Source organism: Janthinobacterium sp. GW823-FHT06H09 (genome assembly GCF_058794735.1).
Genome location: NZ_JBXAHC010000024.1, coordinates 1 through 16,877, shown reverse-complemented (window position 1 = coordinate 16,877; position 16,877 = coordinate 1). Strand labels below are relative to the sequence as shown.

The following is a 16,877-nucleotide window of genomic DNA, read 5'->3' as shown; positions in this document are numbered from 1 at the left end:
CATTCTGCCCACGCATTGTGCGTTTTATCGCTATCGGATCGCGCAGCCTTCAGCCTCGCTATGCGGCGGGAAACACCAGCGTCACCGCCAGCCCCCTGCCCTGCAAGCCGGCGCCCAGCACGATGGCCGCGCCATGCCGCTCGGCGATGCGCCGCACGATGGACAGGCCCAGGCCGCTGCCGGGCAGCTGCGTCGTACTTTCCACCTGCCCCAGGCGCACGAAGCGCTCGAACGCGCGCTCATGCATGTCTTCCGCGATGCCCGGTCCCGTATCGGCCACGCGCACATAGCTGCGTCCCGCTTCCACGCCGCAACTGATCTCGACGGCGCCCGGTGCCGGCGTGTAGCGCAGCGCATTCTCGACCAGGTTACGCAACAGCATCTGCAGGCTGTCCGCATCGAGCGCGCACGGCGCCGGCGCCACGTTCACGGCCAGCGACAGCCGGTACGGCGCGGCCAGCGCCTGCCACTGGGGCGTCTGCTGCGCCAGCAGCTGCGCCAGGTCGCCCGGCGCCAGCGCCACCTGGGCTTGCGCCTGCGGATCGAGCCGGGCCAGCGCCAGCAGCTGGTTGACGAGGCGCGTGGCGCGCTCCACGCTGGCACCCAGGGCGGCGATGAATTCCTCGCGCTCGTCCGCGCTGCGGGCCCGCTGCAGCACTTGCAGATTCGTCTTGATGGCGGCCAGCGGCGTGCGCAGTTCGTGCGCCGCATCGGCCGTGAAGCGCTGCTCGTTGTCGCGGCTGTGCCGCACCCTGCCGAACAGGCGGTTAATTTCCAGCAGCAGCGGATGCAGTTCGTCCGGCGCGCCAGCGAGCCCGACGTCGGCCAGTTCATCGGGCGTGCGCGCCGACACTTCATCGGCGCACGCTTGCAGCACGCGAAACACGCGGTGGACGGCCCACCAGATGGCGACGGTGGCCAGCGCCGCCAGCAGCAGGCCGAACAGCGCAACGCGGTAAAAGAAGCAGCGGCTGATGTCGTCGCGGTGGCTGGTCGGCTCGGCCACCAGCAGTTGCAAAGTGCGCTGCGGGTCCCACAGCGAGAACAGACGCCAGCGCTGGCCACCTATCGTGGTCCACGACAGGCCATCGGGCGCGCTGCGCGACAGGGCGATGTCGGACGCCGCATCGTTGCGGTACAGCACGCGCTGCTGCGCGTCGCGCACCTTGAACAGCAAATACTGGTGGGGATTGTGCTGGCCGCGCAGGGGCAGGTCGATGGGCCCCGTCAAGCCGTGTTCGCGCACGTCCTTTGCCACCAGCGACAGCAGCAGATGTCCCGTCTCGGTCAGCGACTGGTCGAACAATTCCTGGCTTTCGCGGCGCGCTTCCACGTACACGATGGCGGCGCTGCCCGCCCACAAGGCCAGGGTCAGGCCCAGCAAGACCGTCAGCAGGGTGCGTCGCAGCGACCAGGTTTGCACGCTGCGGCCGGCAGTTAAGAATCTCTTAAGAACTTCTGCGCAAGATCCGGAGCGAAATATTTTCTGGGTAGCCATGGCCGTAATTGTAAATGATTCTTATTGCTTTCATGATTCCCATTCCCTCGCCGATACAGCGCAATTATTCATTCACCCTTCAGGAGTTTGCATGTCCAACCTCACCCGCCGCGCGCGCCTGCCGCGTCCCACCACCCTGGCCTTGACTCTGGCCGCCCTGTCCTGCCTGCCGGCTCACGCCCAGACGGGCACGCCGGCCAGCATGCCGGAAGTGGTGGTCTCCGCCTCCGGTTTCGAGCAGGACATCAAACAGGCGCCCGCGTCGATCACCGTGCTGACGCGCGACGACCTGTCGAAGGAACGCTTCGGCAACCTGACGCAGGCGCTGGAAAGCGTGGAAGGCATCGACGTGGGCGCGGCGGGCGACAAGACGGGCGGCATGAACATCAGCATCCGCGGCATGCCCAGCGACTACACCCTGGTGCTGATCGACGGACGTCGCCAGAATGCGGCCGGCAACGTCACGCCGAACGGCTTCGGCGGCACGCAGACGAGCTTCATGCCGCCACTGGCCGCCATCGAGCGCATCGAGATCATCCGCGGCCCCATGTCGACCCTGTACGGCTCGGACGCCATGGGCGGCGTGATCAACATCATCACGCGCAAGGTGGGCAAGCAGTGGATGGGTTCCGTCTCGGCCGACTACACCGCGCAGCAGGAATCGGACTTCGGCGACGTGAAAAGCGGCCGCTTCTACCTGAGCGGGCCCATCGCCACCGACCTGCTGGGCCTGTCCCTGCGCGGCAGCAAGCAGCGCCGCGACGCGGCCGACATCCGCTACAGCAACGCTGCCGGTGCGGAGGTCACCCCGAATATGGGCGCCAATCCCGTGCGCGCGGACATCGCCAACTTCGGCGCGCGCCTGGCCTTCACGCCAAACCGCTATCACACTGTCATCCTCGACGCGGACGCGGGCCGCCAGACCTACGACAATTCGAAACAGCAGCTGGGCACCGTCGGCTTGCAAGGCGGCTACGGCCCGGAACAGAAATACCAGCGCGACCAGTGGACCCTGTCGCACACGGGCCGCTTCGGCTTCGGCACGCTCGACAGCAGCTACATGGTGAACAAGACGGAAACCCTGGGCCGCACGATTCCGCCAGGCACGCCCGGCGCCGTGGCCGGCAGCGCGCGCACGCTGGAAGTGGAAAGCCAGGTGTTCGACACCAAATTGGTCATGCCTTTGGGCAAGCACATGGCCACCATCGGCGCGCAATGGTGGAAAGCGGACATGACGGACGGCGTGGCGCCAAAGACATTCGAATTCACGCAAAAAGCCCTGTTCGTGGAAGACGAATGGCAGGTACTGGAGCAGGTCGCGCTGACCTTCGGCGCCCGTTATGACGACCACAGCATCTTCGGCGGCCAGACCAGCCCCCGCGCCTATGCCGTGTGGAACGCGACACCGAGCTGGACCGTCAAGGGCGGCGTCAGCAAGGGCTACAAGACGCCGCGCGTGGAGCAATTGTCCCCAGGCATCAACGGTTTCGGCGGCCAGGGCACGATCCCCCTCGTCGGCAGCCCGGACCTGAAGCCGGAAACGAGCACGACGACGGAAATCGGCGCCTACTTCGACAACCTGGCTGGCTGGACGGCCAGCGGTTCGCTGTTCAACAACGCATTCAAGGACAAGATCACGACGGGCACGGGCCTCGTCAACTGCAGCTACCGTCCATCGCCGAACCGTCCCGGCTGCGTCAGCTTCGGCAACTGGCCCAACGTCGACGCGTTTGGCCAGTCGGTCAACGTGGATGAGGCCGTCACACGCGGTGTCGAGCTGAACACGCGCTTCCCGCTGGGAAAAAGCTTGTCGGCCAGCGCCAACTACACGTACACGGAAAGCGAACAGAAGAGCGGCAGCAATGCGGGCAAGCCGCTGAGCGACACGCCCAGGCACGCCGTCAACGCGCGCCTGAGCTGGGATATTTCGCGCGAGTGGAACGGCTGGCTGCGCGCCGAATACCGCAGCGAGCGCTTCCGCGATCCGGGCACCTCGGCTTCCACGCGCGCCGCCAAGGCCGCGCTGGGCGACTACCAGGGCTACGCCATGCTGCACCTGGGCACCAGTTACCAGCTGAGCAAGCGCGTGACCCTGAACGCGGCCGTGTACAACCTGCTCAACAAGGACTTCATCGACTACCAGCCTTACCGCGCACCGGCCTTGAACTACGCGAACCGCTATGTCAACAGCCTGGACGGCCGCCGTCTGTGGCTGTCGGCCACCGTCGATTTCTGATCAAGGGAGGCGGCCTCCCGGCCGCCTTCGTCAGGCCGCTTTGGGCTTGTCGATGCAATAACCGACCGCGTGCACGGTGCGTATCAAGTCCCGCCCCAGCTTCTTGCGCAGGTGGTGGATGTGCACTTGCACGGCGTTGCTTTCCACTTCATCGCCCCAGCTGTACAGGTTTTTCTCCAGCTGTTCCCGGCTCAGCACGCGGCCGCCATGTTCCAGCAGCAGTTGCAGGATGCGGAATTCCTTCACGGTTAACATCACGGGCACGCCCCCTTGCGTCACCTGCCGGTCCGCGATATCGAGCGCCAGGTCGCCGTGCACGAGCTGCTCGCGCAGGCGGCCCGCGGCACGCCGGCAGGCGCTGCGGATGCGCGCGGCCAGCTCGTCGAGGTCGAACGGTTTGACGATGAAGTCGTCGGCGCCCGCATCGAGGCCGGCGATGCGCTCGCCCACCTGGTCGCGCGCCGTGACGACCAGCACGGCGCCGCTGTAGCCATTGTCGCGCAGCATGCCCAGCGCCTGCATGCCGTCCTGCCCCGGCAAGCCCAGATCGAGCAGGATGCAGCCGTAGTCGTGCAGGCGCACGGCCGTGTGCGCGTGTTCGGCGCTCGTGACCCAGTCGACGGCGTATCCGCCCTGTTCCAGGCCGATTTGCGTGGCGCGGCCCAGCTGCGGGTCGTCTTCGGTCAGCAGGATGCGCATGGAGAAGCGGCGATCCGCTCAGTCCTTTTTCTTGATCAGGCCTGCCAGCGCGGCAAACGGATTGTGCGTGGCGGGCGCCACCTCGGCCGACAGCAGGCCGGCGCCACGGTCCGCTTCCAGGTAGCGCGAGTGCTCATTGTCGTGGCAATACAGGCACAGCAGTTCCCAGTTGCTGCCGTCGGGCGGATTGTTGTCGTGGTTGTGGTCGCGGTGGTGCACCGTCAGTTGCTGCACGTTGGCGCGCGTAAATTCGCGCATGCAGCGGCCGCAGACCCACGGATACATCTTCAGCGAGCGCTCGCGGTAGCCGCTCTCGCGCTGGTCGGCGGCGCGGCGCGCTTCGGCCACGATCTTGTCCAGTCTTGCCGCGTCGGGCTTTTTACTCTGCATGACAACTTTCGATATGGGAGGAAGAAGCATCCATTTTAATGAGGATGGGGGCGCAATTGTACTTTTTCTGCCACGGCGCCAGCCCGTGCCGCCCCCGGCGTGCTTTTTTTAGCGTGCGCGGCACCACAGGTTCTTGATTTAACGCAAAATAAGCCCAGCGACAGACCACGAACAGACGCTAGGGCAGCAGGCAGCGCGCAGGTCAGCATATTTCGGCTATGATGCGCGCCACGCCGCCCTTCACCTTTCCATGACCCTAGCCTGCAAGCGCCCGTGATAGCGATAACAAGACCCCTGCAACGCCTTGCCCGCCGCCTGTACCGTCTCAGCCTGGTACCCCTGTTCGCGCTTATCTTGCTGCTGGCGCTGTGGGCGGCCGTCTTGTACCAGGTGGGCCAGGAACGGGCCGGCGCCGTGCGCGACGCCGTGGCCGTCAGCCAGTCGCTGGCCCGTACCCTGGCCGACCACACCAGTTTCACCTTGCGCCAGACCGATCACGCCACGCAATTGTTCAAGCTCAAATACGAGGAAACGGACGGCACCCTGCGCCTCAATGAATTCACGCGCCGCCAGGGCTTGCTCGACAGCGTGCTGCCATCGAAGCTGGAACTGCCGATCGCGCTCGTCGACGCGCGCGGCGACGTGATCGACAGCGCCAACGCGTATCTGCCGGAAAACCTGGCCAGCCAGGCATTTTTCAAGGCGCTGGCCGCCAATGCGTCCGACACGGCCCTGGTCGACACGCCCATGCTCGACGCGGGCAGCAAGCACTGGACCATCCGCCTGGCGCGCCGCCTGAACGATGGCCAGGGCCGCTTTGCGGGCGCCATCGTCATCCACGTCGACCCTACGTATTTTGTCGACGACTACGACCGCCTGAACCTCGACGAGCATGGCGCGCTGATGCTGGTGGCGCGCGACAGCGGCCTGACGGTGGGGCGCATCGGCGAGCAATTGATCCTCAGCGACCGCATCGACTTCCGCATGCCGGGCCCGCCGCAGCACGCGCCCGAGGAATTGCTGATCGAACCGCCCGTCGATGCGACGGCGCGCATCTACAGCTACCGCGAGCTGCCGCGCTACCCGCTGCTGGCGGTGGTGGGCGTGAGCCATGCCGTCGCCCTGACGCGCTTCGAACACCGCCGCCTGGCGTATATCGGCGCCCTGCTCGCCGCCAGCGTGCTCATCGCCGGCTTTACGGCGCTGCTGATGCGCCAGAGCGCGCGCCTGCGCCGCAGCATCCGCCAGGCCAAGGAAACACAGGCGCTGCTGCGCGCGGCGCACCAGGCCAGCCTCGATGCCGTGCTGCTGCTCAAAGCCTGGCGCCCCGCGCCGGGCAAGCCGGTGGAAGATTTCACCTTTGCCGACATCAACGAGCGGGCCGCCGATATGCTGGGCAAGCCGCGCTCCGAACTGCTGGGTCAGCGCGTGCTGCCGCGCGTGCCGCTGCTGCGCGGCGAGCGCTTTTTCAAGCGCTTCGTGCTGGTGATGGAAACGGGCCAGCCGCTGGAGGATGAATTCGAGCTGAAACTGGCATCCGGCGGCACGCGCTGGCTGCGCCACCAGGTGGTGCCGATCGCCGACGGCGTGGCCGTCACCTCGCGCGACATCAGCGCGCGCAAGCACGACGAGCTGGCGCTGCAAGACAACCGCAGCTTCCTGCAGTCGCTGATCGACCACCTGCCCGTGCTGGTGTACGTGAAAAGCGCGCGCCCGGAAAACTTCGGCCGGATGGAAGTGTGGAACAAGGCGGCCGAGGACATCACGGGCCACCTGGCCGCCGACGTCATCGGCAAGACCGATTGCCAGGCCTTTCCGCCCGACTTCGGCCTGCACGATGCCGAGGACGACCGCGCCATCCTGGCCGAGCACGGTGTCATCGACCATACGGAAAAGCCGCTGCGCCTGCGTGACGGCAGCCTGCGCTACCTGCGCTCCGTTTCCGTGCCCGTGTTCGACGAGCGCCATCAGGTCGAGCATATCCTGTGCATCGCCGAGGATATCTCGCAGCGCCGCCAGCAGGAACTGGAACTGCGCCAGAAACAGGCCGAACTGGCCGCCGTCAACGACGCCTCGCCGCTCGGGCTGGTGCGCCTGGACCGCCAGCGCCGCTGCACCTACGTCAACCGCACCTTCGAAGCCATCACGGGCCTGCCGCGCGCCGCCGCGCTGGGCGCCGGCTGGACCAGCGCCCTGCACCCGGACGACTATCCGCTGATGCACGTGGCGCTGGAACAGCTCACGCGCAGCCACGCGCCATTCCAGTCCACCTTGCGCTGCCTGCAGCGCGACGGCAGGCTGGTCTGGGTCTCCGTCAAAATTGCCCCCATCCTCATCGACGGCCAGATCGACGGCTACGTGGGCAGCCTGGACGACATCACTACCTTGCGCGAATCGGAAGTGGCGCTGCTGGAAAGCGAAGCGCGGCTGCGCACCATCGCCGACACCTTGCCGGCCATGATCGCCTACATCGACGCCGACCAGGTCTACCGCTTCCTGAATATCGCCTATGAACGCGAATTCGGCCTGACGGGGCGGCAGGCGCTGGGCAAGAGCGTGCGCGACACGGTGGGCGAGGCGCGCTACGGCACGGTGGCGCCGTATATCGAAAGAGTACTGGCCGGCGAAACCTTGAGCTTCGAGGAAGAGGACGAGAAGGAAGGCATCGAGCGCTGCATGGAAGTGATCTACATCCCGCAGATCGGCGAAGACAGGCTGCAGGTCGTGGGTTTTCACGTGATGCGCCAGGATATCACCGTGCAAAAGCGCGAAAAACAGCGGCTGCTGAAGCTTTCCCAGGTCGATGCATTGACAGGGTTGTCGAACCGCGCCGGCTTCCAGCAAAAGCTCAGCGACGCCATGCACGCGAGCCGCCGGCAGCAGCACCTGATGGCCGTCATGTACATGGATATCGACCGCTTCAAGCCCGTCAACGACACGCACGGCCATGGCACGGGCGACGCCCTGCTGCGCGCCTTCGCCCAGCGCCTGACGCAGACCATGCGCGCCACCGACATCATCGCCCGCCTGGGCGGCGACGAATTCACCATCATCATGGAACAGATCGCCCGGCCCGACGACGCGGCCGTGCTGGCGGAAAAAATCGTCGCCGCCATGCGGCAGCCGTTCGAACTCGACGGCATCACCGTGCGCATTTCCGCCAGCATCGGCCTGGCCTTCTACCGCGACGAAGACATTTCCCCCGCCGTGCTGCTGCAGCGGGCCGACGTGCTGCTGTACCAGGCCAAGCAGGATGGGCGTAATACCTACAGGGCCGGCGTGCTGACGACTTGAGCACCTGAGAAAACGTCCATGGCTGCGTTGCAGTGCCTTGCCGTACTATTCGTACTGCCTACGGCACTACGCCTTGCCCTGAACGTTTTTCAGGCACTCTGGATGTATCGATAAAAATCGAAAACGCTCTTCGAAATTCGTTCAATTCTCCAGTACCTGCCTCATTTCAGCTATATTGGCGCCTGTCTTCCCTACCCTTGCCCCACCATGCGCCTGCTGCACACTTCCGACTGGCATCTGGGCCAGACCCTGCACAATTTTGAAAGGGGTTACGAACACCAGCGCTTCCTCGACTGGCTGCTCGACACGCTCGTGATGGAGCAGGTCGACGTGCTGCTGGTGGCGGGCGACGTGTTCGACAATGCCAACCCGTCCGCCGCCTCGCAAAAGCAACTGTATGTCTTCCTGCAGCAGGCGCGCGCGCGCCTGCCCGCGCTGCAACTCGTCGTCGTCGCCGGTAACCACGATTCGGCGGGACGGCTGGAAGCACCCGGCCCCCTGTTGGCCGCGCATGGCACGCACGTGATCGGCCATGTGCTGCGCGGCGACGATGGCCAGATCGACCTGGAACGCCTGCTGCTGCCGCTTACCGGCAACGATGGGCAAGTGCAGGCCTGGTGCCTGGCCGTACCGTTCCTGCGCCCCGGCGACGTGCCGAAACTGCCGGCCGGCGCCACCCAGGATGCCTACCTGGGCGGCATCGCCCTGCTGTACCGCCAATTGACCGACCTGGCGCTGGCGCGCCGCCAGCCCGGGCAAGCCATCGTTGCCATGGGCCACTGCCACATGGTGGGCGGCGAAATGTCGAACGATTCCGAACGGCGCATCGTCATCGGCGGCACGGAAATGCTGCCCTCGGGGATTTTCGATACGTCCATCGCGTATGCGGCACTGGGCCATCTGCACAAGGCGCAGGCCGTGGGCGGCCAGGAGCACATCCGCTACTGCGGCAGCCCGATACCGCTGTCGTTTGCCGAAGTGAACTACCGCCACCAGGTGCTGTGCCTCGACATCGACGGCGAAGCGCTGCAATCCGTGCGCGCCATCGAGGTGCCGCGCGCTGTGCCCTTGCTGCGCGTGCCCGCCGCACCGGCGCCCATAGCCGAAGTGCTGGTGCAGCTGGCCGCCCTCGACGTGCCGGACGCTCCAGCCGAAGCGCAGCCGTTCCTGGAAGTGCGCGTGCGCCTCGAGGCGCCCGAACCGGGCCTGCGCACGCGCATCGAAACGGCGCTCGACGGCAAGAGCGTGCGCCTGGCGAAGATCGAAACGTCGAGCGCCGCGCGCAGCAGCGCGCCCGAGAACATGACGCTCGACCAATTGGGCCAGCTGCAGCCCGACGACATCTTCCGCCGCCTGTACCTGCAAAAATACGCGAAGGAAGCGCCGCCCGAACTCCTCTCGGCCCTGGCCGAATTGCTGCTGCCCGGCGCCTGACGTCCAGGGGCATTACGCCCACCATCCATTCTCCCACGGTACCATTTGAAAGGTTTTATGAAGAAAATCCGTCATTTCCCCCTGCTGGGCGTTTCGTTGCTCATATCGCTTGCCGGTTGCGGCCCAAGCGCCGAGTACCCGCCCCCGATGCCGGCCGAAAAGACAGCAGCGTCGCAACTGTCGAAACCCATCATGCTCAAGGACCTGAGCACCGGCATCAAGGCGGGGAAATCGGTGGCCGATGGCTATCTGGGTAAATGGAGCTATTTCGGCAAACCGCGCGTCGTCACCACCGAGCAGCTGGCTGACGGCACAGTGACGGCCATCACGGTCTTGCTGGAAGGGTCTGACTCATACCAGCTCCAGAAAGAGCTTGAGGAAAAATACAGCAAGGAAGAAGGGCATCCCGTCACATTCAGCTGCAACCGGGCGTACCGCCGCCTCCCCGCACTCGACAACTTGAGAATCGTCGATGAAAACTGCATTGTGTATCATGCCGATCAAATATTGCGCATTCATTCCCTCTCTCCGTATGACACAGAGATGATCAACAAATTGTGGTCCGCCAGAGCCCTGTTCTTCACCACCAAACTGACGCTGGTCGATGCCGGCCTTGAAACCAAACGCGAAGCCGCCATAGCGGCGGCGTCCGCCGAAAAGCACGCGGCCGAAGAAGCCAAGGCGAAAAAAGATCTGTAAGCGCACCCGTCGGGCGACTGCATCAGCATAAAGAACAGCATGAAAATCCTGAAAATCAGCGGCAAGAACCTGGCTTCGCTGGCCGGCGAATTTGAAGTCGACTTCCAGCAGGAACCGCTGGCGTCCTCCGGCCTGTTCGCCATCAGCGGCCCCACGGGCGCGGGCAAGAGCACCCTGCTCGACGCGCTGTGCCTGGCCCTGTACGACGCCACGCCGCGCCTGCTGAAGGTATTGGGCCGGGGCAGCGCCCTGCCCGACGTGGGCAAGGAAACCGTCAACGCGCAGGATACGCGCACCCTGCTGCGCCGCGGCACGCCGGACGGCTACGCGCAGGTGGACTTCGTCGGCAACGATGGCGGTCACTACCGCGCGCGCTGGAGCGTGCGCCGCTCGCGTACCAAAGCGGAAGGGGCGCTGCAGGCGACCGCCATGAGCTTGCACCAGCTGCCCGCGCTGCAGCCCATCGGCGGCACCAAGACGGAAGTGAAGGAAGAGATCGAAAAACGCATCGGCCTGTCCTTCGACCAGTTCACGCGCGCCGTGCTGCTGGCGCAAAACGAGTTTTCCACCTTCCTCAAGACGGAAGACAATGAACGGGGCGAATTGCTGGAAACCCTGACGGGCAGCAGCATCTATACCGACATTTCCATGCGCGCCTTCGAGCGGGCGAAAAAGGAAAAGCAGGTGCTCGAACGGCTGGGCGAAAAACTGGCGGACCAGCGGCCATTGTCGCCGGAAGAGCGCAGCGAGACCGAAGCGTCAAGCGGCGCGGCCGAAACCGCCCTGCAAACCATCGACCTGCGCAAGGCCGTGCTGGAATTGCAGCAGCGCTGGCACCAGGAGACGCACAAGCTGCAAACCCAGGTGGCGGCCGCGCAGGAAGCGCTGGACAGCGCCGATGCCGAACGGGCCGCCGCGGAGGAACGCCGCGCGGCGCTGGCGCAGTGGGAATTGCTGCAGCCGGCGCGGCCCCTGATCGACGACGTGGCGCGCCTGGCCGGCGAGATCGCCGGCACGGGCGCCGCGCTGGAAGCGTCGCGCGCGCAGGCGGCGCAAGCCATCGCCAGCGAAGCGCAGCTGGCGCAGGCCGTGCAGCAGGCGGCAGCGGCCTTGCTGGCCACGGAAGCGGCGCAGCGCGATGCCGCGCCCCTGCTCGACCAGGCCAAGGCGCTCGACGCGGGCATGGCGGCGCACATGCCCGCGCATCGCCAGGCGCAAGATGGGGCCCTGGCCGCCGACCAGGCCAACGAGGCGGCGCGCGCCGCGCTGCACGCGTTGCAGCAGCGCCAGCACGCCGCGCAAGCGGAACAGGAAGCGGGCCGCCAGTGGCTGGCAGCGCACCAGCAGTGGCAGGCGCTGGCGCAATCGTGGCAGTTGTGGGATCAATTGTTTGCCCAGGCCGGGCAAGCGGCCGCGCAAGCCGATGCGGCCGACGCCAGCATGGCCGAGTCAAGACAGCAGCTGCGCCAGGCCTCGGACGCCACGCAGGCGGCGCAAGCGGCGCTGGCCAGCGCCGCTGCCGTGCTGACGGCGCGCGATGTCGAACGGCGCGCGGCGCTGGCGGCCGTGCAAGCCATCGATGGCCAGGGCTTGCAGGAACAGCGCGGCCAGCTCGAGACGCACGCGCGCACGTTGACCAGCGCGGAAAAGACCTGGAGCGAACTGGCGCGCCAGCAGCAGGCGCTGGCGCACTGGCAAGCGAGGGCGGCCCAGCTGGCGCAGGCCGCGCAAACGGAAAGTACGGCATGGGCGGCGGAAGCGGCGCAAACGGCGCTGCTGGAAGCGCGCCTGGCGCAGGCGGAAAAATCCTTGAAAGGCGCGGAGGCGGCATGCGCGGCCAGCGTGGAGCAGCTGCGGGCCAATTTGCAGGACGGACAGCCCTGCCCTGTCTGCGGCGCGCTGGAACACCCGTACAGCCACGCCGACCACGCCTTGCAGGCGATGCTGGCCAGCTTGCAGGATGAGGTGCTGGCCTGCCGCGCGCAGGCGCGCGGCAATCTGGAGCGGCTGGCCACGCACAAGGCGGCGCTGGCCGCGACGGCACGCGAGCAGGCGCAAACGGATGCCGAACTGGCGGCCCTGCCGCCCGCCATCGACAGCTTGCTCGCGCAGTGGCAGCCGCATGCGGACACATTGGAACTGCCGCCGGCAAATGAGCGCGCGGACTGGTTCGCGCGGCAGCTGGCGGCCAATACGGCCGGTTTACAGGCACTGGCGCAGCAGGAAACGGCGCTGCGCCAGGCCGGCGTACGGCGCGAGCAGGCGCAGGCAGCGCACGAACTGGCGTCCAGCGAGCACGCGCGCTGCACAAGCACCGTCGCCGAGACGCAGGCGCGGCTGGCGCAGCTGCAAGCGCAGCAAGCGGGCAACGCCGACAAGGGCGAGACGGCGCGCGCCGCGCTCGACGCCTTGCTGGCGCAGCTCGATGGCGCGTTCGCCGACGCCGACGGCGCCGAGGACTGGAAAGACAGCTGGCGCGCCGGCCCGGCCGCCTTCCGCGCTGCGCGTGAAACGGAAAGCCGGCAATGGCTGAAGCAGCAGGCGGACCAGGACAAGCGCGGCCACGCGCTGGCGACCCTGGCCGCGCAACTGGAAGCGGCGCTGCCGGCCGCCGCCAAGGCGCAGCAAGCGGCACAGGAAGCCCACGCCGTCTTTGCCGCCGCCGACAAGCAGCGCACGACAATGCAGGCGCAGCGCAACGCGCTATGGCAGGGCCGGAGCGTGGCCGAGGTCGAACGCGCGCTGGCAGGCGCCATCGCGGCAGCCAAAGAGCTGCTGACGCAGCAGCAAACGGCGGCGCAATCGGCCAGCCAGCAGCGCACGCGCCTGGAAGAAGCATGCGCGCAGCTGTCGCAGCGCCTGGCTGCCCTGCGTGAACAGGAACACGGCGCCAGCGCCGCCCTGTACGGCTGGCTGCGCCAGTTCCAGGATGCCCATCCGGCCCATGCGCCCGCCGACATGGACGCCTTGCGCGCGCATCTGGCCATCGCACCGGACGCCATGCGCGCCGAACGCGACGCCCTGCAAGCGATCGCCGACCGCCACACGGCGGCCGTTTCCGTGCTGGCCGAGCGCCGGCAGCAGCTGGCGGCGCATGTGCAGCAGCCGCCGGAGACCCTGGAAATGGACGAGGCGGCGCTGCAGGATGCGCTCGACGCGCTGCTGCTGGAACGCCAGGCGGCCAACCAGGAAGCGACGCGGCTGCGGCTGGCGATCGCGCAGGACGACGCGCGGCGCCACGGCGCGCAAGCGATGCTGGCGCAGATCGAGGCGCAAGCCGTCATCGAGCGGCGCTGGGCCAGCCTGAATGAACTGATCGGCTCGGCCGACGGCAAGAAATTCCGCAACTACGCGCAGCAATTCACCCTGGAAGTGCTGCTCGGCTATGCCAACGCGCACCTGAACCACCTGGCGCGCCGCTATCAGCTCGAACGCATCGACAACGCGAACAATCCGTCGCTGGGCCTGATGGTGCGCGACCAGGACATGGGCGGCGAACTGCGCTCCGTGCATTCGCTGTCGGGCGGCGAATCGTTCCTCGTCTCGCTGGCCCTGGCGCTGGGCCTGGCCTCGCTGTCCTCGAACCGCGTGCGCGTCGAATCGCTGTTCATCGACGAGGGCTTCGGCAGCCTCGACACGGAAACCCTGCGCGTGGCCATGGACGCGCTCGACGGTTTGCAAGCGATGGGCCGCAAGGTGGGCGTCATCTCGCACGTACAGGAAATGACGGAGCGCATCGCCACCCGTATCCTCGTGCAGCCGGGGTCAGGCGGTAAGAGCGTGGTGACGGTGCACTAGGTCGCTAGCGGCTGGCCGGCTCCCGGCACAGCCTGAGCATATCCCAACCCAGTTCGCGGCGGATTTGCTCGGGGTCGGGCGGGGGGCGGCGCTGTTCCAGCTCCGCTTTCAGCCACTTCCTGACCAGCTCCTTGGCGGGCTGTACAGGCTTTTCCTTGTCATGCTTGTCCATGGTGCTACCTCTTCAATGGCGGTCAGACGACCTCCTATATACGCTCAACGTCATGGCGCGGATTCAGTTGACCTGCGCGTGGCGCAGATGCAACAACGTGTAACGATGGACGGAGTGCGTTAAAATCGCCGCCTTCGCGTAACTACCCGCTACGCCCCGCAACAGTTCAAGGAGCCCCATGAAAGCCGCCCGCAGCCTCACCTTCAAGTGCGTCAAATGTCACAAATCCATGCAGGTTTACCTGCAAAAAGTCTCCGCCTGCTCGCATATCCAGCCCTACCAGGGCATTTGCGCATGCGGCGAACTCAAGCGCCACGCCACGGGCCAGGCCGATGCCGTCAAGTCTTACCTGGAGTCGGCGGACGGTAGCTGGTCGCACCACCACTAATGGTTAAAGTCTGGGCGATTGTTGCCGTTAAATACGGTACACAGCCCATATAGAACCGACCATGTCCCAGCTTCCCGCCCTCGCCAGCCGTCAACCCGCCTCGACTACGCTGGCTGGCCAGCAACCGTCCCGCACGGGCAGCAGCGCCACGGGCCTGGCCGGCTCGCCCCTGATGCAGCGCACGGCGCAAGACGTGGTCGCGCTGTCGAAGAATGGCCTGGACCTGTCGGCCAAGGGGCTGTCGCAACGGACCGATGCGCTGGGCAACGCCACCGTCGACGTGGCGCAGGATTTTCTCTCCAACATGACGCGCCAGCTGTTCGGCGACGGCGCCAGCATCTCCTTCGATTCCGTCGATTTGCAAGCCGGTTCCAGCTTCAGCAGTGCTGGCGCCAGCGTCTCGGGCGCAGGCGCCAGCAGCCGCGCGGCCGCCTTCAGCCTCGATGAAAACGCCCATTTCATCGGCAAGGGCAAGATCACGACGGCCGATGGGCAAACCTTCGACTTCGAAGTGGAAGTGCAATATCAATCGAACATCAGCGCGGGCGTGCTTGAGCAAACGCAAGGTGAAACGCCGGAAGCCACATCCTCCGAAGACGACGCCCTGCCCGCCAAAGAGTTGCCCGCCACGCACTTCGGCGGCAATCTGCACGACCTGTTCAAGCTGCTGGGCCAGCAATTGCAAAGCAATCTCTATCAGGGCACGTCCGATGGCGCCAGCGCCAGCGGCAAGGATGGCGACCTGGCAGGCAGCCTGAGCTTGCGTTTGCTCAAGCTGGTGCAGCCGGACGCGGCGGTCAAAGCCGACCAGAAAGCCGTGGAAACCACGCCGGAAGACCAGGCACGCGCCCGCGCCCTGGCACTCGCCTATGGCACGGACACTGCTAACGGCACGGCCAGCGACGTATAATGGAAGACGGCCTGCGCAGGCGACCATGCCGCGCGCCCCCTTCTATCGATTGAAATCCATGTCCGACACTTCTTCCCCTACCGTTCATCCGCAGATCCACTGGAGCGAAAACGGCGCCGAGCATTCGGCCCGCTGGCGCTCGGAAAGCGGCATGCCGCCGCCCAAGCGCGTCGTCATCGCCGATGACCGCACGACGGCCGACCAGGCTTACCGCCTGGCCTGCGAAGGCACGGCCATGCTGTGGCGCGGCGACTTCCAGAACGCGCGCCAGCTGCTGCAGGCGCTGGCGCGGCGCGCCGACCACAAGAACGACAAACCGAGCAAGAAGGCCAAGGCCGCCAAACTGGCGAAACCCGAACCATCGGCCACGGAAGCCTTCCATTTGCACCGCCAGGCGCAGTCGCAGCGCGCCCGCACCCTGGCCATGCTGCTGCTGCCGTTCGATGCCGACTACACGATTCCGCTGCGCCGCGCTCCGGACGTGAAACTGGCTTGCAATGAAGCGTATGGCCGCGGCGAGGAAGCGTTCGTCGCCTCGCTGCGCGAACTGCTGGGCCTGATCGGCGCGCATGAATGGCGCCGCACGGGCGTGGATCTGCCGGCCCTGGGCCAGCGCATCCACCCGCACTACGGCGTATTCGCGCCCATCCGCGGCGAATACGTGGGCCTGGTGGCGGAAGCGCCGCTGCCCGCGCGCGCCAGCCTGGCCTTCGACATCGGCACCGGCACGGGCGTGCTGGCCGCCGTGCTGGCGCAGCGCGGCGTCAAGCGCATCGTCGCCACCGACCAGGACCCGCGCGCCCTGTCCTGCGCGCGCGAAAACCTGGCCCGCCTCGACTTGATCGACAAGGTCGAGGTGGTGCAGGCCGACCTGTTCCCCGCCGGCCGCGCCCCGCTGGTGGTGTGCAATCCGCCATGGCTGCCGGCCCGCCCAAGCTCGCCGATCGAATACGCCGTCTATGATCCGGACAGCCGCATGCTGCGCGGCTTCCTTTCCGGCTTGGCCGACCACCTGGAGCCAAACGGCGAAGGCTGGCTGATCCTGTCGGACCTGGCCGAGCACCTGGGTCTGCGCCCGCGCGCGCAATTGCTCGAATGGATAGAGCAGGCAGGCTTGAAGGTCGTCGGCCGCCTGGACGTGAAACCCACGCACCCGCGCGCGCAGGACGCCACCGACAGCCTGCACGCGGCACGCTCGCAGGAAATCACCTCGCTGTGGCGCCTGGCGGCGGCGTAATCGAGGGTCTGAAACCCGGCCATTGCGCATTGCAGCAAACCCCGCTATAATTCGCCTGCGGGGTGGAGCAGTCTGGCAGCTCGTCGGGCTCATAACCCGAAGGTCACAGGTTCAAATCCTGT

The 16,877-nt window shown here is 66.5% G+C and carries 12 protein-coding genes; 8 read left to right on the top strand and 4 right to left on the bottom strand.

All coding sequences use genetic code 11. The features are described 5' to 3' along the window. Nucleotides 1-58: 58 nt before the first annotated feature. Nucleotides 59-1,423 (bottom strand): sensor histidine kinase, encoded by a 1,365-nt coding sequence (locus AC1Q6X_RS26380; protein WP_492498887.1) that lies wholly within the window; start codon nt 1,421-1,423, stop codon nt 59-61. 166 nt (nt 1,424-1,589) lie between these two features. Here AC1Q6X_RS26380 and AC1Q6X_RS26375 point away from each other — a divergent pair, with 166 nt between their 5' ends. Further along, nucleotides 1,590-3,734 (top strand): TonB-dependent receptor domain-containing protein, encoded by a 2,145-nt coding sequence (locus tag AC1Q6X_RS26375; RefSeq protein WP_492498886.1) that lies wholly within the window; start codon nt 1,590-1,592, stop codon nt 3,732-3,734. Nucleotides 3,735-3,764: 30 nt separating this feature from the next. Here AC1Q6X_RS26375 and AC1Q6X_RS26370 read toward each other — a convergent pair whose 3' ends face one another. Further along, nucleotides 3,765-4,433: a response regulator gene (locus AC1Q6X_RS26370; protein WP_492498885.1), complete on the bottom strand. Its 669-nt coding sequence runs from the start codon at nt 4,431-4,433 to the stop codon at nt 3,765-3,767. Between the two features lie 18 nt (nt 4,434-4,451). Beyond that, complete coding sequence (locus tag AC1Q6X_RS26365; RefSeq protein ID WP_034755042.1) at nt 4,452-4,823, bottom strand: YajD family HNH nuclease; 372 nt, start codon at nt 4,821-4,823, stop codon at nt 4,452-4,454. 273 nt (nt 4,824-5,096) lie between these two features. Here AC1Q6X_RS26365 and AC1Q6X_RS26360 point away from each other — a divergent pair, with 273 nt between their 5' ends. The 4 genes from AC1Q6X_RS26360 (at nt 5,097) to AC1Q6X_RS26345 (ending at nt 14,048) form a co-directional block, all read left to right on the top strand. Then, nucleotides 5,097-8,117, top strand: coding sequence for a PAS domain-containing protein (locus AC1Q6X_RS26360; protein ID WP_492498884.1), 3,021 nt, complete (start codon nt 5,097-5,099; stop codon nt 8,115-8,117). Nucleotides 8,118-8,324: 207 nt separating this feature from the next. Continuing rightward, nucleotides 8,325-9,551, top strand: a complete 1,227-nt coding sequence (locus AC1Q6X_RS26355) for an exonuclease SbcCD subunit D C-terminal domain-containing protein (protein ID WP_492498883.1) — start codon at nt 8,325-8,327, stop codon at nt 9,549-9,551. 57 nt (nt 9,552-9,608) lie between these two features. Beyond that, the gene (locus AC1Q6X_RS26350) at nt 9,609-10,250 is read left to right on the top strand and encodes a hypothetical protein (RefSeq protein WP_070290759.1); all 642 of its coding nucleotides are present in this window, start codon (nt 9,609-9,611) and stop codon (nt 10,248-10,250) included. Nucleotides 10,251-10,289: 39 nt separating this feature from the next. Beyond that, complete coding sequence (locus AC1Q6X_RS26345) at nt 10,290-14,048, top strand: AAA family ATPase (protein WP_492498882.1); 3,759 nt, start codon at nt 10,290-10,292, stop codon at nt 14,046-14,048. A 4-nt stretch (nt 14,049-14,052) separates the two neighbouring features. On the opposite strand, the gene AC1Q6X_RS26340 is transcribed toward AC1Q6X_RS26345, so the two are convergent. Then, nucleotides 14,053-14,220: a hypothetical protein gene (locus AC1Q6X_RS26340; protein WP_162835746.1), complete on the bottom strand. Its 168-nt coding sequence runs from the start codon at nt 14,218-14,220 to the stop codon at nt 14,053-14,055. A 178-nt stretch (nt 14,221-14,398) separates the two neighbouring features. Between AC1Q6X_RS26340 and AC1Q6X_RS26335 the strand changes: the two genes are divergently transcribed. The 3 genes from AC1Q6X_RS26335 to AC1Q6X_RS26325 all read left to right on the top strand — a co-directional run bounded on the left by AC1Q6X_RS26335 (nt 14,399) and on the right by AC1Q6X_RS26325 (nt 16,755). Continuing rightward, nucleotides 14,399-14,608 (top strand): hypothetical protein, encoded by a 210-nt coding sequence (locus AC1Q6X_RS26335; RefSeq protein ID WP_034755039.1) that lies wholly within the window; start codon nt 14,399-14,401, stop codon nt 14,606-14,608. A 61-nt stretch (nt 14,609-14,669) separates the two neighbouring features. Then, nucleotides 14,670-15,518, top strand: coding sequence for a hypothetical protein (locus AC1Q6X_RS26330; RefSeq protein ID WP_492498881.1), 849 nt, complete (start codon nt 14,670-14,672; stop codon nt 15,516-15,518). 58 nt (nt 15,519-15,576) lie between these two features. Next, complete coding sequence (locus AC1Q6X_RS26325) at nt 15,577-16,755, top strand: methyltransferase (RefSeq protein ID WP_492498880.1); 1,179 nt, start codon at nt 15,577-15,579, stop codon at nt 16,753-16,755. Nucleotides 16,756-16,877: the final 122 nt, after the last annotated feature.